General features: G+C 38.3%; 22 protein-coding genes. 13 read left to right on the forward strand and 9 right to left on the reverse strand.

All coding sequences use genetic code 11. The features are described from left to right. Window positions 1–22 precede the first annotated feature (22 nt). Window positions 23–1447: an o-succinylbenzoate--CoA ligase gene (locus AO843_RS20095; protein ID WP_054612852.1), complete on the forward strand. Its 1425-nt coding sequence runs from the start codon at window positions 23–25 to the stop codon at window positions 1445–1447. Between the two features lie 143 nt (window positions 1448–1590). Then, the gene (locus AO843_RS20100) at window positions 1591–2769 is read left to right on the forward strand and encodes a transglutaminase domain-containing protein (RefSeq protein WP_054612853.1); all 1179 of its coding nucleotides are present in this window, start codon (window positions 1591–1593) and stop codon (window positions 2767–2769) included. On the opposite strand, the gene AO843_RS20105 is transcribed toward AO843_RS20100, so the two are convergent. The 4 genes from AO843_RS20105 to ytzI form a co-directional block, all read right to left on the reverse strand. Continuing rightward, window positions 2763–3782 (reverse strand): metal ABC transporter solute-binding protein, Zn/Mn family, encoded by a 1020-nt coding sequence (locus tag AO843_RS20105; RefSeq protein WP_054612854.1) that lies wholly within the window; start codon window positions 3780–3782, stop codon window positions 2763–2765. The genes AO843_RS20100 and AO843_RS20105 overlap by 7 nt on opposite strands. 108 nt (window positions 3783–3890) lie before the next feature. Beyond that, entirely contained in the window at window positions 3891–4124 is a 234-nt protein-coding gene (gene yidD / locus AO843_RS20110) for a membrane protein insertion efficiency factor YidD (protein WP_054612855.1), read from the reverse strand. Then, the gene (locus AO843_RS24940) at window positions 4121–4282 is read right to left on the reverse strand and encodes a hypothetical protein (RefSeq protein WP_197278968.1); all 162 of its coding nucleotides are present in this window, start codon (window positions 4280–4282) and stop codon (window positions 4121–4123) included. Before AO843_RS24940 ends, yidD begins: the two co-directional genes overlap by 4 nt. Before the next feature lie 51 nt (window positions 4283–4333). After that, window positions 4334–4480 (reverse strand): YtzI protein, encoded by a 147-nt coding sequence (gene ytzI / locus AO843_RS24645; protein WP_156313999.1) that lies wholly within the window; start codon window positions 4478–4480, stop codon window positions 4334–4336. A gap of 137 nt (window positions 4481–4617) precedes the next feature. On the opposite strand from ytzI, the gene AO843_RS20115 reads away from it, so the two are divergent. Beyond that, window positions 4618–4935, forward strand: coding sequence for a hypothetical protein (locus tag AO843_RS20115; RefSeq protein WP_025117462.1), 318 nt, complete (start codon window positions 4618–4620; stop codon window positions 4933–4935). An 80-nt stretch (window positions 4936–5015) separates the two neighbouring features. On the opposite strand, the gene AO843_RS20120 is transcribed toward AO843_RS20115, so the two are convergent. The 4 genes from AO843_RS20120 to AO843_RS20135 all read right to left on the reverse strand — a co-directional run bounded on the left by AO843_RS20120 (window position 5016) and on the right by AO843_RS20135 (window position 9567). Then, window positions 5016–5687 (reverse strand): AroM family protein, encoded by a 672-nt coding sequence (locus tag AO843_RS20120; protein ID WP_054612856.1) that lies wholly within the window; start codon window positions 5685–5687, stop codon window positions 5016–5018. After that, window positions 5660–6835: an amidohydrolase gene (locus tag AO843_RS20125; RefSeq protein WP_054612857.1), complete on the reverse strand. Its 1176-nt coding sequence runs from the start codon at window positions 6833–6835 to the stop codon at window positions 5660–5662. The genes AO843_RS20120 and AO843_RS20125 overlap by 28 nt, the downstream gene beginning before the upstream one ends. Continuing rightward, window positions 6832–7902 (reverse strand): amidohydrolase family protein, encoded by a 1071-nt coding sequence (locus AO843_RS20130; RefSeq protein ID WP_054612858.1) that lies wholly within the window; start codon window positions 7900–7902, stop codon window positions 6832–6834. Before AO843_RS20130 ends, AO843_RS20125 begins: the two co-directional genes overlap by 4 nt. Window positions 7903–7965: 63 nt before the next feature. Next, window positions 7966–9567 carry an ABC transporter substrate-binding protein gene (locus tag AO843_RS20135; RefSeq protein WP_054612859.1) on the reverse strand — a complete coding sequence of 534 codons (1602 nt, stop codon included), beginning with the start codon at window positions 9565–9567 and terminating at the stop codon, window positions 7966–7968. A 217-nt stretch (window positions 9568–9784) separates the two neighbouring features. Here AO843_RS20135 and AO843_RS20140 point away from each other — a divergent pair, with 217 nt between their 5' ends. The 10 genes from AO843_RS20140 to AO843_RS20185 all read left to right on the forward strand — a co-directional run bounded on the left by AO843_RS20140 (window position 9785) and on the right by AO843_RS20185 (window position 19220). Then, window positions 9785–10747: an ABC transporter permease gene (locus tag AO843_RS20140; RefSeq protein ID WP_054612860.1), complete on the forward strand. Its 963-nt coding sequence runs from the start codon at window positions 9785–9787 to the stop codon at window positions 10745–10747. A gap of 2 nt (window positions 10748–10749) precedes the next feature. After that, on the forward strand, window positions 10750–11616 hold the full coding sequence (locus AO843_RS20145) for an ABC transporter permease (RefSeq protein WP_054612861.1): 867 nt from the start codon (window positions 10750–10752) through the stop codon (window positions 11614–11616). Window positions 11617–11633: 17 nt separating this feature from the next. Then, a complete protein-coding gene (locus tag AO843_RS20150; RefSeq protein ID WP_054612862.1) occupies window positions 11634–12656 on the forward strand; it encodes an ABC transporter ATP-binding protein in 1023 nt (340 codons plus the stop codon). Next, on the forward strand, window positions 12640–13647 hold the full coding sequence (locus tag AO843_RS20155; protein ID WP_054612863.1) for an ABC transporter ATP-binding protein: 1008 nt from the start codon (window positions 12640–12642) through the stop codon (window positions 13645–13647). Before AO843_RS20150 ends, AO843_RS20155 begins: the two co-directional genes overlap by 17 nt. 61 nt (window positions 13648–13708) lie before the next feature. After that, the gene (locus AO843_RS20160; RefSeq protein ID WP_054612864.1) at window positions 13709–14662 is read left to right on the forward strand and encodes a DUF1177 domain-containing protein; all 954 of its coding nucleotides are present in this window, start codon (window positions 13709–13711) and stop codon (window positions 14660–14662) included. Continuing rightward, window positions 14655–15923 carry a M20 family metallopeptidase gene (locus AO843_RS20165; protein ID WP_054612865.1) on the forward strand — a complete coding sequence of 423 codons (1269 nt, stop codon included), beginning with the start codon at window positions 14655–14657 and terminating at the stop codon, window positions 15921–15923. The genes AO843_RS20160 and AO843_RS20165 overlap by 8 nt, the downstream gene beginning before the upstream one ends. Window positions 15924–16057: 134 nt before the next feature. Beyond that, window positions 16058–16819 (forward strand): IclR family transcriptional regulator, encoded by a 762-nt coding sequence (locus tag AO843_RS20170; RefSeq protein WP_054612866.1) that lies wholly within the window; start codon window positions 16058–16060, stop codon window positions 16817–16819. Between the two features lie 11 nt (window positions 16820–16830). Next, complete coding sequence (locus AO843_RS20175; protein WP_054612867.1) at window positions 16831–17754, forward strand: aminopeptidase; 924 nt, start codon at window positions 16831–16833, stop codon at window positions 17752–17754. Between the two features lie 238 nt (window positions 17755–17992). Further along, a complete protein-coding gene (locus AO843_RS20180) occupies window positions 17993–18460 on the forward strand; it encodes an NUDIX domain-containing protein (protein WP_054612876.1) in 468 nt (155 codons plus the stop codon). Continuing rightward, window positions 18444–19220, forward strand: a complete 777-nt coding sequence (locus AO843_RS20185) for an alpha/beta hydrolase family protein (protein WP_054612868.1) — start codon at window positions 18444–18446, stop codon at window positions 19218–19220. The genes AO843_RS20180 and AO843_RS20185 overlap by 17 nt, the downstream gene beginning before the upstream one ends. A gap of 94 nt (window positions 19221–19314) precedes the next feature. On the opposite strand, the gene AO843_RS20190 is transcribed toward AO843_RS20185, so the two are convergent. After that, on the reverse strand, window positions 19315–20271 hold the full coding sequence (locus AO843_RS20190) for an alpha/beta hydrolase (protein WP_054612869.1): 957 nt from the start codon (window positions 20269–20271) through the stop codon (window positions 19315–19317). Between the last annotated feature and the right edge of the window lie 19 nt (window positions 20272–20290).

Raw genomic sequence — 20290 nt, forward strand, 5'->3', positions numbered from 1 at the left:
TAGGGTGATTGGAGTGACAAATATGTATCCGAATTGGATTTTACAGCGAGCCTATTTAACACCGTTACGCAAGGCGTTAGCTTATAAAAAGCAAAGCTGGACTTTTCAAGAATTAAATGATTTATCGATAAAGCGTGCCCGCCAATTAGTGGGACTTGGAATTCAGCAAGGGGATCGAATCGCCATTATGGGGCCAAGTAAGCCTGAACTTGTGATTACTATGTACGCATGCATGCATTTGCAATGTGAAATGGTGATGCTGAATCGTAGGCTGTCACAGGGTGAACTTGCTTACCAGCTAGAGGATTCAGAGGCAGTTGCCGTGTTGATTGCAGATGAGGATGTAAATAAGTTGCCTTCAAATACTACTCATTATATATTTTCAACGATTGAAGAGAGTGCTGAGGGTATGTTCGATATTGTGAGAGAATGGCCACTGCATCAAACAACAACGATTATGTATACTTCTGGAACAACTGGTTTTCCAAAAGGAGTCCGTCAAACTGTTGGCAACCATCAGGCTAGTGCAACGGCCTCAGTTTTAAATATTGGCTTACAGGCTGATGATATTTGGCTATGTGCTGTGCCATTATTCCATATTAGTGGGTTTTCGATTTTAGTACGTTCACTGTTATATGGCAATCAAGTTTATTTATATGATCAATTTGATGTAGAAGCTATTACACAAAATATTATCAATGGTGAAGTAACCCATATGTCAGTTGTAGCTGTGACGTTGGAGAGAATCCTACATACGTTGGAGCAGCACAAAGCTAAAGTTTCATCACGTTTTAAATTAATGTTAGCTGGTGGGGGGCCAGTGCCAGCTGATTACTTAACGAGAGCGCATTCGTTAAACTTAGCTGTAGCCCAAACATATGGTATGACGGAAACCTCCTCACAAACAGCCACATTAGCAAGTGAGGATGCTATACGGAAGATTGGTTCTGCCGGAAAGCCCTTATTTTTTAATCAAATCAAAATTGTAGAGCCAAACGCCCAAGGTGAAGGAGAAATTTGTATCAGAGGCCCTCATGTTACACCTGGATATATTGGACGCTTTGTACAAAAAAGCACCACGATAGATGGCTGGTTGCACACGGGAGATATTGGTTATCTAGATGAAGATGGGTATTTATTTGTGATAGATCGTAGAGCAGATTTGATAATTTCTGGGGGAGAAAATATTTATCCTGCAGAAATAGAGAATGTGCTACTCACACATCCGGCTGTTAAGGAAGCGGGTGTATGTGGTGTCGATGATGAGCAATGGGGCCAAGTACCGCTTGCCTTTGTCGTGTTAAATGGACAAGTAACGGTCGAACAATTACAAGCGTTTTGTCAACAGAGGCTGGCTAAATATAAAATGCCAAAAGAAATTATTATTACAAACAGTCTCCCACGTAACGGAGCCGACAAGCTGCTTAGACGAAAATTACTACAATAAAATACTTAAAAAAAGAAGCCTTCATGAAAAACTGGGCTTCTTTTTATTTTGAAAATATTTGAACTTTTAGCATGAAATTAATCATTCATTAACATAATAAACAAAGAGAGGCATAAACTATTTAGTAAAGGAGAATGACTCATATGAGGAAATATATATATAATGTTGTCATTATATTATTTGTTCTACAAATGAGTCATGTGCAAGTTTTTGCAAACTATGAAAAAGATGATGTAGCAACTGCTCATTCAATTAATACACTACAATCTCTCATAAATAAAGAAGTTATGCAGCTATCAACTGAATTTTCTATTCACTATACGGGTGACATATCTGATATAAAAGATGAACTAACAGACATTACGAAAGGTGCGATTCAAAACTCTTATATTTATACTAATATTTCTAGTTTTAAATGGAAGTATGATGGTTATAACAATAATATTGTTATTGCCTTTACATTTACCTATCATATTTCACAAACAGAGGAAGCATTTGTAGAGCAAACATTGACGAATATTATTGCACCAATGCATGGATTAAGTGACATACAAAAATTACAGGCTGCACATGATTTTATTGTTTTAACTGCGGAATACTCCAAGGAAACGGAAGGAAGTCAATATTCCCCTTATACCCTACTGACGGAAAATAAGGGAGTCTGCCAAGCATATGCATTAGTGCTTTATCGAATGTTAGAAATGTTGGGCTTTGAGGTGCAATATGTACCTGGAACAGTAGGCGAGCAGCTCCATGCCTGGGTATTAGTGAAACTTGATGGTGCTTGGTATCATATTGATGTGACGTGGGATGATCCATTACCTGATCGTAAGGGGGAAGTGCGTTATCAATATTTCTTAGTATCGGATCGCCAGCTATCGCAAGACCATACCTGGGATTATGCAAGCTTCCCTGCTGCAACAAGCGAGAAATTTTCTGAGATACAGGAAATAACAAAAAGTCAAAGTTTAACAACACCTTTACGAGATAGTTTCAATTCAAATATGGGTATATCCATAATTCAAGAAAATAGGCAGGCCATCAGATCATTAATTGAGCAGCCTACAAAGGTTGTCACACAAAAACAAAATGATCCAAACACTATAGTCCGGTTTGACTTTAATGAATGGGCAATGATTTTAGTAGAAAGTTTAGTGACTTCCTTAGTGCCTCATTCAAAAGGCGTTCATCTCACTATATCCGAAACAACGAAGCGGTTAATAACTATTGAGCGAACGGAAAAACGAATGCCGCAAGAAAAATACGTCATAATAAAGGAGGTGTCCCATTATTTCGGGGCACCTCCTTCCTCGTATTATTGAACGTTTAGAGCTTTATCTAACGTTTGAATATTTTTCTTCATTAATGTGAAGTACGTTTCATTATTTTTTTCATCATCTGTTGTTAACACACTCAAATTATGCAATACAAGTGATTCTGCACCAACTTCTTTTTGAATGACTTCTGCTAATTTAGATGATACATTTTGCTCAAATAAAATATAGTGAATATGCAATTCATTAGCTTTATCTACAATCGTTGTTAGTTCTTTTTGCGATGGTTCATTTTGAGAATTTAAGCCAGCAATAGGTACTTGCGTTAGACCATATTGACCTGCAATATAGCCGAATGCCGCATGGGATACAAAAAATGTTTTATTTTGTGCTTTACCAGCCATTGCTTTAAAATCACTATCTAAATCTTGTAACTCTTTTACCAATGCTTCGTAATTTTGATTGAAAGTAGATTCTTGAGCAGGCATTTTTTCCACTAACGTGTTTTTAATAGCAAGAGCTAAATCCTGACTAATTGTTGGGGACAGCCAAACATGAGGATCTATATCGCCATGCTCATGATCATCGTGTCCATGTTCTTCTTCCGCATGATCGTGTTCTTCCTCTGTTGTAGCATGATCATGGTGATCTTCTTCTGGATGAACATGACCTGTACTTGTAGCTAATTTTTCATCTGAAACTTCATCGGCAGTTGCCACCATTGTGACATCTTCATTCGCTAATGTTTTTTTAGCATTTTCAACAAAGCCCTCTAGTCCTAAGCCAATATAGAAAAAGATATCGGCATCTGCTAATTTCATCATATCTTTTTGAGTTGGTTCAAATGTGTGTTCATTGGCACCGGCCGGATAAATAGAAGAGACATCGACAAAATCACCGCCAATACGCTGTGCAAAATAGTTTAAAGGATAAACAGTTGTATAAATTGTTAACTTATCCTTCTCATTTGAAGATTTTTGAGAAGTGGATGATTTGTCTCCGCAAGCAGCGGTAAATAGGGCAAGAATTGTGACTAGTAATAATACATAAACTTTTTTCATATAATAAGATTCCTTTCTTAAATAGTAACCATTACGATTTATTTTTTAGAACATTTATTATAATAACGCACAACTTCAAAAAGTACAAGAAAAAATGACCTCCGAAAGTTAATTCTTTTTCGAAGGCCATTTTTCAGGCACAGGATCAAAGCCACCAGGATGAAATGGATGGCATTTGGATATACGAGTAATGGTTAAAACGAACCCTTTTAGTGCTCCATGCTTTTGAAAAGCTTCGAGGCCATAAGAAGAGCATGTAGGATGGAAACGACAAGTAGGTGGCGTCATAGGTGAGATGAATTTTCTGTAAAACTGAATGAGCCAAATAAAGGGATATTTCATCGTTGTTCTTCCTTTTGCTCCGATGTAATTGGTTCTGACTTTGCGTCAATTGTTTGTGTGAAGATATTATTTTTTTTCTTGATAATGAAAATGACAGAAAGACCGAACATTAACATCATCATAGCAATCATAATGATAATTGGTAATGGTACACCCATTGCTTTCACTCCAAATTCGATTAATAAAATTTATAAATAATGAATGACTTGCTAGTTCTCCTCTTGATGATAGCTTTGTTTCGGTTTTTCATCAACGGTATGTTTAAAGGCATAGGCACGGTTGACACTGATAACTGTCGCAATGGTGATAATAATAACGATGATGATTGCGACGATTAAGAGCGTAGTTAAATTCATAATACTCACTCCGTTCTTTGTTCACCATACCTATTATAAATTATATGGTCATTCTAATTGTGAAGGAAGTTTGACATTCCAGGGAATAAAACAACACCTTTCTCTCCATACTATGGGAAAAGGAGTGAATCGTAAAGATGGATCGTCAACGTGTGTATTTTTCCCTTGCCAATAGAACCTATTATACTAATCCATATGCAGGACCGTGGAATTTTGAACTCAATGTGGATCGACAAGCACTAGATGTTTTTGAGAGAATTTTTCAGCAAATGCAGTTGTTAGAGATCTCCAATGCATGGCGTGCACAGTTACCGTATATACAATATCATTTAGATAGAGAAAATGATGAAATCGATTTAAGATTGATGAAAATTTATGCATTAGTTCATGAGTATGGGGATGAGGAAACGAAGGCATTCGTTGAGCAGCTTCCCTATTTTAACAAGCGTGTCTAACGAGGTAAAATCAGCAAAGGTTGATTTTCACTTCGAGTGTCACCACTCTCGGTGAAAATCAATCACCTCTGCATAGGGTATTAACATATTGCCTTTACTATCGTAAAAACAGCTTCCCGTGGGACGAGAATGGGTATATTGAGTTTATTTTTAATCATATTTTTCATGTGCGTGGAGTAGCCCATACAATCAAGAATGAGCAAATCAGCTCCATTGTATTGTAATTGCTGTGCCTTTGCTAATAAATCTTGTGCATTAAAGCAGTAAGGTGAACTTGCCGAGAAGCTCACGTCAAAGTGCGCTTTTTGCCATTTTTCCGCAACTGTTATTTGTTGTTCAGGCTCAGGACCTATTAAACCAAGTGCTAATTCCGTATGTAAACCCTTCACTAAGTTAGTCATCATACGATCAGGTAGTAAAAGATTTTTAAAGGTTAGTTTATTGGTAAAATCTCCTGTACACATCAGCAAAACCCAAGTGAATTCATGAAGATCACGAAGGCATTGCTGAATATGGGGCATGAGCTTTTGTTTACTTAACTTGACCTGTTGACCATTTGTAAGGAGAGTCACTAAAACATCAGTGTCTTCCTGTGAAGGAGAAAGCGCAGCAATTTCAGCTGGTGAAAGGAAATCAAGGACACCAAATTCATGTACATGAAGACCGCTTTGTCTTAATTGCTGAATATCCTCCTCCATATCTTTGCGAGGTGCTTGACCTATGGTTACAACGGCAATTTTTGAGTTTTCCAATGTGCTCCCTCCGCTTCGAAATATTTTTCTCCATTTACATAAGTTTGTAGCACCTTTGCTTCAGTTTCAAAAATAGGATGTGACCAAACAACAAAATCAGCATCCTTGCCTTGCTCTAAACTACCAATACGATGATCAAGCTGTACGAGTTTAGCTGCATTTAAAGTAATACTTTTTAAAGCTGTTTGTTCATCTAAACCATAACGAATTGCTTCAGTGGCGCAATACTTTAAGTACTGAATCGGTACAAAAGGATGGTCAGTCATGATAGCAAAGGGAATGCTGTGCTCTTTAAAAATGGCAGCAATCGCTGGTGTAGAATGGCGTGTTTCATATTTAGATGGTGTTAACATATAAGGGCCAAGCGTTGCATGGAATCCACTATTTTTTACTGCATCAACTATCAGATAGCCTTCTGTACAATGCTCTAAATGGAGCTTCACATTAAATTCTTTGGCAATTCTAATAGCAGTCATAATGTCATCTGCTCTATGGCAATGAAGACGAAGGGGCATTTCACCTCGGAGTACCTCAATAAATGGACGCAACTCAGAATTTTGGTATACTTGTTCAGCTTGTTCCTGTTCATTGAGTTGGCTAGCACGCTGGAACCCATCACGTAGCAGCTGAGCAATCGCCATACGAGTCATAGGCTTTCGTTTATATTGATTACCGAAGACGTTCTTTGGATTTTCACCTAACGCACCTTTTAATCCGCTACGTTCTACTAAGACACGAGAAGCAAGGGTAGGACCTGCTGTTTTAAGGATACTCCAGATACCGCCAATAACATTGGCACTACCCGGACCAGTTTGAACCGTCGTCACGCCACCCTCAAGTGCATGCTGAAAGGAGAAGTGGCGAATATCAACACTATCTAGTGCATGCATAAGTGGCGTAAATGGTTCGCTATATTCATTGGCATCATTAATGTCTTCGGTTACTTCCGCCCATGTTCCGACATGTGCATGGATATCAATTAATCCTGGTGTCACATATGCCCCCTGTAGATCAATTAATTGCGCATGTGGGGGAGTTTCTTTGGACGGACCTACATACACAATGCGACCATCTTCAACCCATAGCTGTTCAAAAATATCATTATGTTCATTGACTGTGAGAAACGTTGCATGGTGATAAATTATCATTTTGACATACCCTCTTCCATTGCATAAACTTTTTTTCCTTTAATAAAAGTAGCAATTACTTGTGCATCTAAATTTAATGGATGTTTATCCCATATTACAAAATCAGCATAAAGTCCATCATGAATAGCACCTGTTTTATGAGAAATGCCAAGAAAATTAGCAGCCCCCGTTGTCAATGCATAAAGAACATCTGAGCGCGCCATACCTTCTCTTACAGCTAAACAGCCCTCTAAAGTTAGATGGGATGTGCTACTAACAGGATGATCCGTACAAAAAACAAATGGAATAGTTAGGGTAGATAGCTGACTATAAAGTTTCGGCGATAGCGCCATCATCTCATTATGCTCAATATAACGGAATGTCGGTCCAGCAATCACTGTATGGAAAGAAGCCTCTTCAAGAAGTGGAATTTCCGTGCCATGAATAATATGAAAGTCAAAAGCGTTATGAAATTCTTGTTGGAGTCGATTAATCAGTTCAATATCAACTGCTTTATGTGCCCGCACTACAATTTTCTGGATTGAGGGTTCTTGCTGTTGAATTTGATGTAGTGTTTCCCTTAAGATTTTGGCAATACCCATACGTGTCAGTGGTTTTTTCTTTTCAGCAAAAAATGTACTCTTTGCCTGATGCCCAATAGAAAAGGAATATGCCATATCTTTTGCAATAACCATTTCATCTACCGTTGTATGTGTATGATGAATGATAGCCGTTTTGGCACCAATTAAGCTTTTGGGAGAGGGAACAATATGAGATGCAGTAACCCCATGTGAGATAGACTTTTGAAAAGCTACATCAAACGGGTAGATGCCATCGACAACTGAATATTGTAAGTGTGAATCAAATTCATAGCTATCATCACCTTCCCAACGAATTCCTATTTCTGCTAAGCCAATTTGTGAACAACTATCGATTAAGCCAGGAGTAATAAAATAGCCATCTAAATTTATTTCATTCTCAGCAGTGATTGTTGTTTGTACGAAGTATTTCCCTTGCACTTGAAACGACTGTTTATTAAAGCTACGAGTTTCAGAGTTAAATACAAGCCCATTTATATATCGAGTCATCAGATTAGATCTCTCCTTATGAAGAGAAAAGCGGAGACAAGGATCTCCACTTTTCTGGTTGAATTATTTTGAAATTGATACGTTCGTGCCGTTTGGATGAACAATTTGAACAGAGTTATCAGCAGAAACTTCAAAGCCCTGTACTTTTTTGTTTACACCTGCAACTGTTTGAGTTGCTTCTAACTCAATACGTGGAACATCCGCTAATATTAGTTTTAAAGCCTCTTGGTATAATTTTGCTCGTTCTTCTTGTACCACTGTTTCCGATACAGCGCGTTCCAATAATTTATCAACCTCTGGATTACTGTAGCCTTTGCCATTACCTAGAGCGCCAATTTGATTTGTGTGGAATAATTGGTATAGGAAGAAATATGGATCAGGATACCAAGTCCAACCACCAATATTCATAGGGGCATTTCCTTTTGCTACTGTATCACTGTAAGTACCCCATTCAAGCACTTTAATTTCAACATCAATATTTAAATTTTTCTTCAACTGACTTTGGAAAATCGTTGCGTAAGGGACACGTGCCTCTGACACATAAATCTCGGTTTTGAAGCCGTCAGGATAACCCGCATCTGCTAATAATTTTTTAGCTTCCTCTGGATTATATTTCGGTACCATGTCGATTAAAGATTTATCATAACCCCAAGAACCCGGAGGTAATGGTAAATAAGATACATCACCGCCACCCCATTGGTTAACGCCAGAAATGATTTCCTCAACGTTTGTTGCCATATAAATTGCTTCACGTACACGTTTATCAGCAGTTGGTCCTACCTTATTGTTAAGATCAAGGTAAACAATGGATAAGCCTGGATTCGTTAAAAGCTCAAGATTACTATCTTGATTGATAATTTCTCGGTTTTGGCCTTTTACATCCATTGCGATATCAATATCACCTGAACGTAATGCATTAGTCATCATATTTTGATCGGAGATAAACTTCATTGTTAAATCGTCGACATGTGGCTTTTCACCCCAATAATTTTCATTGCGTACTAGTTTTACTTCTTGGTCTTTTTTCCATTCAGTTAATTGGAATGGACCAGTACCAATGAAATGCTCAGAAAACTTATCGCCCCAACCTTCAACCTCTTCTTTTGGAATAATGATATTACCAGCATCTGTCAGCATCGCAAGTAGGGCAGCATTAGGAGTAGCTAAATGAATTTCTACTTCATAATCTGACAGTACTTTAATCTCTGTCACACCACTTAGCCGATTCATAGCCGATTCTTTGGCGGAACGTTCTAGTGAATATTTTACATCCTCAGCTGTTATTTCACGACCATCTTGGTATTGTCCTTTTTGGAATTTTACACCCTCACGTAATTTGAATGTATAGACTAACATATCATCTGAAACTTTCCATTCTGTTGCTAAAGAAGGAATAATGTCAGAGAGATCCTTGTTATAAACAACTAAAGTATCGCCCATTTGACGCATTACCTGTGATTCATAAACCCCCGTATATTTGATAGGGTCAAATGTTTTGGAATTAGCTGAAAGACCCACATTTAATGAGCCTCCAGAAGTAACTTCTCCATCTTTTTCATCTGAAGAATTATTTTTCTCTGTGTTCCCACCACAAGCAGCTAAAACAGCAATCATTAAAGTTAAAAAGAATAGTAGTAAAGATTTTTTTACGGTTATTTTCTTCATCCGTGCTAGCCTCCTTTGTTATTGTTTCACAATATGAACCGTTGATTCAAAAATGGTAGGTTCGAAATAAAAGTAGCACATTTGTAAACAGAAAGTAAATAAAAAATTAAAAAGATTCAGAAAAAATGTATTTACAAATAATTATAGCTAGGTGTAGTATTTAGTTATTCACAATATGAACCACTGATTCTAATAATGAAAAGGAGGTCTTAATAGGATGGGCTCATTTATTTTAAAAAGGTTAATAAACCTTATTCCAACACTGTTAGTGGTTGGCATCATCGTATTTATTATTACGAGAATGATTCCAGGTGACCCGGCTTCTGTCATGCTTGGTCCACAAGCAAGTGTGGAAGATGTAGAGAATTTAAGGGAAGAGCTGGGGTTAAATAAGTCAATGCCCTCACAATTTATTTCATATGTAGGGGACTTAGCGCAGTTAAATTTGGGCTATTCCTATTCATATAGTGAGTCTGTTTTTGGGCTTATTATCGAAAGATTCCCTAATACAGTCATACTCGCGTTAGCCGCATTGTTAATAGCTGTCGTGATAGGAATCCCAGCAGGTATATTGGCAGCTAGAAAGCAAAACACAATTGTTGATTATGTTGTCATGCTTGTATCACTAGTCGGAGTATCCATGCCAATTTTTTGGTTGGGGATCATGCTTGTTTTATTCTTTAGTGTCAATCTTGGTTGGTTTCCTGCGACCGGGATGGGGAATATCAGTGAAGGCTTATGGCCCTATTTGAAGCATTTGATTTTGCCCGCCTTTGCTTTAGCAACAATTCCGATGGCGACATTCGCACGTATTACACGTTCGAGTATGTTAGAGGTAATTTCACAAGACTATATTAAAACAGCTCGTTCTAAAGGTATTAAAGAATATTTGGTTATTGGGAAGCATGCCTTTAAAAATGCTCTAACACCAATTTTAACGGTATTAGGTATGCAAATTTCCAATTTATTAGGTGGTGCGGTTTTAACAGAAACGATTTTTAGTTGGCCTGGGATGGGACGACTGATTGTAGATGCCATTGATAAACGTGATTTTGTAGTCGTACAAGGTACAGTTATTTTCATTGCGTTTATCTTTGTCCTAGTTAATTTAATAGTTGATGTGCTTTATAAGGTTGTAAATCCGAAGGTCAATCTAGAATCGAATGGAGGGAAGAAATAACAATGACGCAAGCAATTGTCAATGAAACTAGAAAAAGAAATATATTGTTGCGAAAGTTGCTGAAAAATAAATTAGCAACAATTGGGTTAATCATTGTATCTTTGATGGCCATTGTTGCTATTTTCGCCCCATTGATTGCTACTCATCCACCAAATGAAATGATTGTTGGTAAATCATTTTTACCTATGAATACGGAAGGGCATTTGCTTGGAACGGATAACTATGGACGAGATTTGTTTAGTCGCTTAGTTTATGGTACCCGAATATCTATGATTGTCGGGATTGCAGCAGTGTTGTTTGGTGCTGTATTTGGGACATTACTCGGTCTTGTTGCAGGATATTTTGGAGGTCGTAGCGATTCGATTATCATGCGTACAATGGATGGCCTTTTTGCCTTTCCATTCATTCTGCTAGCTATTACGCTTATGACGGTGTTAGGGCAAGGGCTTGTAAACGTTATTGTAGCCATTGGTATTGCCAATATCCCAGGATTTGCAAGGCTTGTTCGTGGGCAAGTTTTAAGTGTGAAAGAAGAAGAATTTATTGAGGTAACACATTCTTTAGGGGCTACACATACACGAATTATTTTTAGTCATATATTACCCAACTGCTTAGCTCCCTTAATCGTCTATGGAACGATGAGTACAGCAGGCGCTATTATTTCGGAGGCTGCACTTAGCTTTTTAGGATTAGGGGTACAGCCTCCGACAGCTTCATGGGGGAGTATTTTAAAAGATGGCAAAGACTTTTTAGTATTAAATCCTCAAATGGCGACATTTTCAGGTATCTGTATTTTATTAACAGTTCTAGGTATAAACCTGTTAGGGGATGGATTGCGTGATGCATTAGATCCGAAAATGAAAGTTTAATGGAAGGGGGTGGCGTCATGACTGAACGTTTACTAGATGTAGAAAATTTAACAGTAGAATTTAAAAGTGGCGGCTCTACAATGAAAGCTGTTAATGGAGTCAATTTACAATTAAATAAGAAGGAAACACTAGGGATTGTTGGCGAGTCTGGATCAGGAAAAAGTGTTACAGCCACTGCTCTTATGCGATTAATTCCATCTCCGCCAGGAAAAATAACGAACGGAAATATTTACTTTAATGGGCGCGATTTAATGGGGATTTCAGAAAAGGAAATGCGAAATGTCAGAGGTAATGAAATGTCAATGATTTTTCAAGACCCTATTACAAGTTTGAATCCCGTTTTAACGGTGGGCAATCAAATTATAGAAGTAATCCAAGCTCATGAAAATATATCCAAGAAAGATGCAGCTACAAAAGCTGTTGATATGCTGAAAATGGTAGGTATTCCAGAGCCAGAAAAACGTTTGAAAATGTATCCTCATGAATTTTCAGGTGGGATGCGTCAGCGTGTCATGATCGCTATTGCGCTTGCTTGTAATCCGAAGCTACTTATTGCCGATGAGCCAACTACAGCATTGGATGTAACTGTGCAGGCTCAAATTCTTGATTTGATGAAAAAGTTACAGCAAGAACACGATACAGCCATTATTATGATTACGCATGATTTAGGGGTTGTCTGGGAGCTTTGTGACAAAGTGAATGTCATGTATGCAGGTCGTACAGTGGAGTCTACTACAACAAGACAGCTCTACGAAAAACCATTACACCCATATACTTGGGGGTTATTAGAATCTCAAATTACAATGGGTACACAAGGGCAACAGAGATTGCCAGCCATTCCAGGTAGCCCACCCGATTTAACGATGCCACATAGTGGTTGTCATTTTGCAGCTCGCTGCCCGTTAGCAACGGATGTATGCCGACAGACAGTGCCCGATTTAGTGGAAGTACAAGACAATCATTTTGTAGCTTGCCATTTGCAATCAAAAGATCAAATTGTCGCACGGAAAGAGGGGATTTTTAATGCAACAGCCCAATGAGTTGGTCTTAAAGGTCAGTAATTTAAAAAAGCACTTTCCCATTAAAAGTTCAATTCCTTTTAAAAAGACTACACAATTTGTGAAAGCAGTAGATGGTGTAAGTTTTGAATTATATAAGGGAGAGACACTTGGGATTGTGGGCGAATCTGGTTGTGGGAAATCGACAGTAGCTCGTTTAATCAACCAGTTAATTTCACCAACAGAGGGCATCGTTGAGTTTAAGGGAACCGATTTAGCAAGCTTAAATACGAAGGATATCCGCTCTGCTCGAAAATCTATACAAATGGTTTTCCAAAATCCCTATGCATCGTTGGATCCTCGTAGAACGATTGAATATCTAATTGCAGAACCATTAGTGATACATGGTATAGGCGATGAAACATCACGTAAAAAGCGTGTCATTGAATTGCTTGAAACAGTAGGGTTGAGTGCTTATCATGCAAAACGTCATCCACATGAATTTTCAGGAGGGCAAAGACAGCGCATCAATATTGCACGTGCTCTCGCACTCCAACCGGATATTGTTGTTTGTGATGAACCTGTATCTGCCTTAGATGTATCTGTACAAGCACAAGTGATCAATCTATTAAAAGATTTACAGAAAGATTTTGGTTTAACCTATATTTTTATTTCACACGATTTAAATGTTGTGAATTATATGTGTGACCGGATTGCCGTGATGTATTTAGGCAAAATTGTGGAGATTGGCACATACAGGGAGATTTATGATAACCCTCAACATCCATATACACAGGCTTTGTTATCGGCCATTCCTAAGGAAAACCCTTTTGATGCGAAGGAACGAATTATTTTATCAGGGGATGTTCCAAGTCCTGTGAATCCTCCGAGTGGCTGTGCCTTCCACAAACGTTGTCGTTTCGCCACAGAAAAATGTGCAGACGTACAACCGACACTCGATACAGTGACAGCTACCCATCAAGTTTCATGTCACTTATTTAAAGCTATTCAGCAAGAAGTATCTACAACATAGTCGAAATACTTAAAAATGGTAATGAACAAAATTTTCAAGTAGAAAAAGGAGCGGACTAATTATGTCATTGAAGCATGTTATTGAATTATACGAGTTAATGGATAGTATTTATGTAAATGGTGAGGTTATCAAAGAGTATTTACACAATATTAATCCAACTGCAGATGTAGTAGTAAAAACAATTAAAGGTGAAAATGGCTCAACCGATTTTGTCCGCGTTCTAGTGAAAGGAAAGAACGGAAAATCTTCAGGTGGCGATGCGCCTACATTAGGAATCATCGGTCGTTTAGGAGGCATCGGGGCACGTCCTGAAATGACGGGCTTTGTATCGGATGGTGATGGTGCACTAGCTTGTATGGCTGGCGCAGCAAAAGCCATTGATATGACTTTAAAAGGTGACCAGTTAGAGGGAGATGTTATTTTCTCAACGCATATTTGTCCAACCGCACCTACTTTGCCACATGAGCCAGTGCCATTTATGAATTCTCCAGTAGATATTAGTGTAATGAACGAAAATGAAGTGGAAGAATCAATGGATGCCATTCTCTCGATTGATACAACGAAAGGTAATCAAGTATGTAACCATAAAGGATTTGCCATTACACCGACAGTCAAAGAAGGTTACATATTAAAAATTAGTGATGATTTACTACAAATTTACACGCAATCAGCAGGTATATCACCAGTTGTGCTACCGATTACAATGCAAGACATCACTCCATATGGTAATGGTTTATTCCACATCAATAGTATTTTACAACCCGCTGTGGCAACATCAAGTCCTGTTGTAGGTGTAGCTATCACGACAGAATCTGTCGTAGCAGGCTGTGCAACGGGTGCAACACATGTTACAGATGTAGAAAATGTTGTTCGATTTGTTTTAGAAGTAGCTAAAACGTATGGGGCTCATAAATGCACCTTCTTTGATGAAAAGCAGTTTAGTCATATGAAAAATTTATATGGAAGCATGAAGCACTTACAAACTAAAGGAAATGAGGTACACGCACATGAATGATTTACAAGCACTTAAAAGGCAATTAGTAGATGCAGTGGAAAATCATCAAGAAGAGTTAATTGATTTTTGTTCGAAACTCATTCAAATTCCAAGTGTCAATCCTCCAGGTGATACGACCGAAATAACAGCTTTTATCGAGAATTATTTAAATGATGTAGGCATAACTTTTCAAAAATATGAGGCTGCGGATAAAATGTTTAATTTAGTAGCTTCTATTGGAAGTGCTGACGGAAAAGAACTCGTTTATTGTGGTCATACAGATGTTGTGCCTGTTGGTGATTTATCAAAATGGGATTTTGATCCATTCTCAGGGGAAGTGAAGGATGGCTGGATGCTTGGTCGTGGTGCAAGTGATATGAAAGCGGGTTTAGCAGGTATTATTTTTGCAACAAAACTACTTAAGGAAATGAATGTTGAATTGCCAGGGAAATTAACCTTAGCCATTGTACCTGATGAAGAAACAGGTGGCGAATATGGTGTTCCTTGGCTGTTAGAGCGTGGTTTGGTGAGAGGCGATGGCTGCTTAATCGCAGAGCCTTCATCTCCATTAAATCCAACCATTGGCCAAAAGGGATCTTATTGGTTTGAATTAGAAGTGCACGGGGAGCCTGGACATGGAAGTTTATCTCCTTTAGCAGGTCGTAATGCGATTAACGATGCAATCAGAGCTATACAAGAAATTCGCACACTATGGGATATGGAAATAGCCATTCCTGAAGAGGTGCAGCCACTTATAGAAGTATCTAAAAAATACATGCGTGAAGTGGAGAAAGATCGCTTGAAATATCAAGAAGTACTAGAGAAAATTACTGTAAATATTGGTACAATTGAGGGGGGTACGAAGTCCAACGTTATCCCAGATTATTGTAAGGTACAGGTCGATTGTCGCTTACCATTTGGCATTACACAAGAAGAGGTAACAGAAATTTTGAAGAATAAATTAGATGGCTTGGACATTGAGTATTCGATCAGACGTTTTGGCTTCAAAAGTGTAGCTAATTATACCCCTGCTGATAATCCTGTTTGCCAATCGATTGTAGAAAATATTTCATTTGTAACAGGGCTTGAGGCATATGGTGTTATGCAATGGGCAAGCAGTGATGCTCGGCATTTCAGACAATATGATATTCCGGTTTTACAGTATGGGCCGGCTTATTTACCGAGTATTCATGGTTATAATGAAAAAGTGCGTGTTGAGGATATCGTACGCTGTGCAAAAGTATATATTACTGCTGCTGTTGATTTCCTCTATCAAAAGTAAGAGATTAGCTACTCTCTTACTTTTGATAAAGTGATATCAGGTGCTTACGGCTGTTAAATCCTTCAATTATTTCCCCCTTAAGAGAGGGACTTGCAGCCGTTTGTGCAGATAAATAGATCAGAAGGATGAGAGAAATGCTAAAGACGTTAAATTTATCAATTGCGGTTTTAAAAATGTTTACAAAAGAAAAGCCCACATGGGGCGGTCGAGAGTTAGCAATGGCGATGAACATGAATCATACAAATTTATATCGCATTCTTGAAACATTTGAGAATAATGGATTTATTACAAAAGATCCTGTAACAAAAAAGTATTCCTTGGGTATTGCATTATGGGAAATTGGTATGAATATGTATGATTCATTAAACATAGATCAGCTATGTATGCCTGTTCTGGATAACTTAAAGGATGTCACTGGTGAAACTGCCATTTTTACAGTTTTGAATGGATTGGAAGCGTTAACTTTACTAAAAGCAGAACCTGTGAATAAGGTGAAATTTACGGTTTCAAGAGGAAGTAGATCTCCACTTTATGTAGGCGCTTCCTATCGGTCGATGCTTGCTTTCCTTAGCGAAGAGCAAATTTCCAAGGTTATTGATGAACCACTAACTGCTTATACAAATAATACAATGACGAATGCAAATGAAATAAGGTCAGAGCTTGAAAAAATTCGTAGCTGTGGGTATGCGCTCAGTAACAGTGAATATTCTGTTGATGTATTGGCACTTGCTATGCCTATATTTAATAGTGACGAAAAGGTCGTAGCCTCTATTACTGTTTCGGGTCCTATTTATCGATTTACAGAACAACGTGTACCAGAAGTTTTGGGACCTTTAACAGAGGCTAGAAATGAAATAGAAGGAATCATTCGTAGATATCATTTAAATTTTAATTAAGGAGTACTAGTATGCAACATTTACATGACATTGCACTCAATATTTTAAAAGGTAATTTAAATGTTCAATCATCAGAAACTCTTTTAATTCTGACAGATATTCAAAAGCAAGATATAGCGAAAATTTTTTATGAGGCGGGGCTAACGATAACAGCTAAAACGATGTTTCTGGTTATGCCTTTATTGGAAAAATCAGGGCAAGAGCCTATTTATGCAGTTTCATCGCTTATGGGAAATGCAGATGTCACACTTTGTATGACCACTCACTCTTTGACACATACAGCGGCTCGCAAAAATGCTTGTGAAAAAGGTGGACGTGTAGCGACAATGCCAGGTGTTACATTGGAGATGCTTGAACAAGGCGCGCTTCATGCAGATGCGCACGAGATAGAGGTTATGGTAGAAAAATATGTCCAGCTACTTGATAAGGCTACAGGTATTCAAATCGTCAAAGATGGCCATGAGCTAACATTCAGTGTGGAAAACCGTTTAGGAATTCGTTCAACTGGCGTTATTCGTCAACCAGGGGAGTATGGCAATATTCCTTCGGGAGAATCTTACATTGCACCAGTAGAAACATCTGCGAATGGTGAAATAGTAGTGGATGGTTCAATTGCTAATATTGGTGTCTTACAGGAACCATTATTATTGAAAATATCCAACGGGCGATTAATAGAGGCAATCGGTCCTGATGGTCCTCGATTACTAGAGTTACTTGGTGAAGGAAACGGTCGAATCATTGCAGAGTTTGGCATTGGAGCCAACAAAAGTGCCGTTTTATGTGGCAATGTACTGGAAGATGAGAAAGTCTATGGGACAATCCATATTGCATTTGGTAGCAATGTTCCGTTCGGCGGAGCAAATGCTGCAGATGTTCATATTGATTGTGTAGTGAAAAGCCCCATTGTTTATTTCGATGGTCAGCAAGTAATTTAAATAAAAGCGTGTCTTCATTAGAAGCACGCTTTTTTGCTGATTCTAACGGTATTTAAAGTTGCTTGTCTTTGTCTGATTACACTATAGTTAACATAGATAACCTAGAGGGAATTGAATGATTTGTACTGAAAATGCAATCCCATTAATACAGGAATCAAGAATTCACTATGTCCATAACATAAAAGCAATGAATAAGTGACTTCTGTTATTCAACATGAAAGAACGTGAGGTTGAAGATATGTTAACATTTACAGATTTACATGGCCTGCGCGTCGATTTGAGTTTTACGAGAGGTGAATTTGACGTAGAACCCAAACACGTCCTTGTTTTTTTAAAGCATGAAAATAAGTGGCTATGTACCATTCATAAACGACGTGGCGTAGAGGTGCCAGGGGGCAAATTAGAGGAAGGCGAAACATTAGAGGACGCAGCAATAAGAGAAGTATTTGAAGAAACTGGTGTCCGTGTGAAAAATCTTCAATGGTTCGCAGAATATGCGGTTCATGATGACATATTATTTTGTAAAACGGTTTTTACTGCACAGTTTGCGGGGCAGGAGGACATTGAATTTGATTTAGAAACATCGGGTATGCTGTGGTTATCTGATGAAGAATTCGCCTATCATCCAAACTTGAGCTTTCATATGAAAGATGAGGGAATGAAGAAAATGCTGGAGGAGTTGAAACAATGTGACAAACAATGGTGAGATCGTTGAAAAGCGTGCCTATCCTTCACCCAATCCAGCCATACGATTAACAGAAATAACTTATATGTCACAGGGCTTGCGGATCAAAGGACTTTTAGCAGAGCCAAGGACAGAGGGTACATATGATGGCTTTTTATATTTAAGAGGGGGGATGCAAAGTATTGGTATGGTAAGACCCTCACGTATTGCCCAATTTGCTGCACAGGGCTTTATCGTTTTTGCACCATACTATCGTGGGAATAGAGGTGGGGAAGGTCGAGACGAGTTTGCGGGAGCAGACCGTTATGATGCTGTCTATGCGGTGGATGTACTGAAGCAATTTTGCAATGACAATATACATGTTTTTGGCTTTTCACGTGGAGGTATCATGGCTCTGTGGACAGCTATTTTAAGAAGGGATATTACCACTGTTGTTACATGGGCTGGCGTTTCTGATGCAACGGCCACTTACTGGGAACGTACAGATATGCGACGAATGATGAAACGCGTTATCGGAGGAACACCGAACCGTGTACCAGAAGCCTATGATGCCCGCACGCCCCTGTTCGAAATAGAACATATAACAGCCCCAGTGTTAATTATTCATGGCTATCGTGATGAGAATGTGGATATAGAGCATGCTAGACAACTGGCATTTTTCTTAGAGGATGCTAATAAGACATACGAAACATGGTATGACCTTCATTTTGCGCATCAATACCCACCGGCTAAAAATCGTGAAACAGTACGTGCTCTTTGTGAATGGATGAAGCAACACTAGTAAATAGAAAAAATAAAAACCCCTTACCTTAGAATACTGTCCTGAGACAAATAGGTATATTCTAAAGTAAGGGGCATCTATTAAGTGGTAATGATTATTTCATGTAACTTTCCAAGAAATGTTGAATAGTTTCCCAATAAAGTTCGCCAGCTACACTTTCTGCCTCACCATGACCAGCACCCTCCACGATTAATTTTTGCTTCGGTACATCTGCTGCTTCATATACGTCACTCAACATCGTCGAAGGGACAAAAGTATCGTTGTCTCCATGAATAAACAGCATGGGGGTTTTCGATTTTGCTACTTGTTCCACTGCGCTAGCTTCACCCAATGTATAGTCTGCTTTTAGTTTAGTAACAACCGAAGAGAATTGCATAATTGGGAATGAAGGTAAGTGAAAGATTGCTTTCAATTGATAGGAAAATTCATCCCATACGGAAGAATAACCACAATCCTCAATGATTGCCTTAACATTTGTGGGCAAATCCTCGCCTGAAGCCATCATTACAGTGGCTCCACCCATTGAAACCCCATATAGAACGATTTCAGCATTTTCATTCAAGCTTACAATGTTGTCAATCCATGAAACAACATCAAAACGATCATGCCAGCCCATGCCGATGTAATCACCTTCACTTTGGCCATGTCCTCTCGCATCTGGAATGAGCACATGATAGCCCATATCATAAAAATGTTTAGCATACTTGGTCATTTGTGTACCATCACTTGAATAGCCATGGAAGATAATTGCCCATTTGTTAGTGGGATGACTATTTTGGATTGAGTAAGCATGCAATTTAAGAGAATCAAAAGATTGAATCGTTGACTCTTCATAATGCTTGTTAAACCATTGCTTACGTTCCTCTTTTTCTTTAGCTTCACTTGAATTGATATCGATTACATTATGGGGTGCATCTAAAACTGCTGCTTTATCAGTATCAGGATTTAATGCGAGATTATAAAAGTAGTTGCCTGCAAAAAAACCAGCACCTATAAATAAAGCAAATAAAATCGTTATGATTGTTACTAGTAATTTATATTTTCTTTTCATATGTATCTCCCTATATTAG

The sequence above is a fragment of the Lysinibacillus sp. ZYM-1 genome (genome assembly GCF_001308875.1).
Lineage (GTDB): Bacteria > Bacillota > Bacilli > Bacillales_A > Planococcaceae > Lysinibacillus.

Coding starts and splice junctions, on each gene's coding strand:
- AO843_RS20155 (WP_054612863.1), top strand. CDS start 12,640: ATGCAACAGCCCAATGAGTTGGTCTTAAAGGTCAGTAATTTAAAAAAG.
- AO843_RS20165 (WP_054612865.1), top strand. CDS start 14,655: ATGAATGATTTACAAGCACTTAAAAGGCAATTAGTAGATGCAGTGGAA.
- AO843_RS20130 (WP_054612858.1), bottom strand. CDS start 7,902: ATGACTCGATATATAAATGGGCTTGTATTTAACTCTGAAACTCGTAGC.
- AO843_RS20135 (WP_054612859.1), bottom strand. CDS start 9,567: ATGAAGAAAATAACCGTAAAAAAATCTTTACTACTATTCTTTTTAACT.
- AO843_RS20190 (WP_054612869.1), bottom strand. CDS start 20,271: ATGAAAAGAAAATATAAATTACTAGTAACAATCATAACGATTTTATTT.
- AO843_RS20180 (WP_054612876.1), top strand. CDS start 17,993: ATGTTAACATTTACAGATTTACATGGCCTGCGCGTCGATTTGAGTTTT.
- AO843_RS20145 (WP_054612861.1), top strand. CDS start 10,750: ATGACGCAAGCAATTGTCAATGAAACTAGAAAAAGAAATATATTGTTG.
- AO843_RS20095 (WP_054612852.1), top strand. CDS start 23: ATGTATCCGAATTGGATTTTACAGCGAGCCTATTTAACACCGTTACGC.
- yidD (WP_054612855.1), bottom strand. CDS start 4,124: ATGAAATATCCCTTTATTTGGCTCATTCAGTTTTACAGAAAATTCATC.
- AO843_RS24940 (WP_197278968.1), bottom strand. CDS start 4,282: ATGGGTGTACCATTACCAATTATCATTATGATTGCTATGATGATGTTA.
- AO843_RS20100 (WP_054612853.1), top strand. CDS start 1,591: ATGAGGAAATATATATATAATGTTGTCATTATATTATTTGTTCTACAA.
- AO843_RS20125 (WP_054612857.1), bottom strand. CDS start 6,835: ATGATAATTTATCACCATGCAACGTTTCTCACAGTCAATGAACATAAT.
- ytzI (WP_156313999.1), bottom strand. CDS start 4,480: ATGAATTTAACTACGCTCTTAATCGTCGCAATCATCATCGTTATTATT.
- AO843_RS20105 (WP_054612854.1), bottom strand. CDS start 3,782: ATGAAAAAAGTTTATGTATTATTACTAGTCACAATTCTTGCCCTATTT.
- AO843_RS20170 (WP_054612866.1), top strand. CDS start 16,058: ATGCTAAAGACGTTAAATTTATCAATTGCGGTTTTAAAAATGTTTACA.
- AO843_RS20150 (WP_054612862.1), top strand. CDS start 11,634: ATGACTGAACGTTTACTAGATGTAGAAAATTTAACAGTAGAATTTAAA.
- AO843_RS20175 (WP_054612867.1), top strand. CDS start 16,831: ATGCAACATTTACATGACATTGCACTCAATATTTTAAAAGGTAATTTA.
- AO843_RS20160 (WP_054612864.1), top strand. CDS start 13,709: ATGTCATTGAAGCATGTTATTGAATTATACGAGTTAATGGATAGTATT.
- AO843_RS20115 (WP_025117462.1), top strand. CDS start 4,618: ATGGATCGTCAACGTGTGTATTTTTCCCTTGCCAATAGAACCTATTAT.
- AO843_RS20140 (WP_054612860.1), top strand. CDS start 9,785: ATGGGCTCATTTATTTTAAAAAGGTTAATAAACCTTATTCCAACACTG.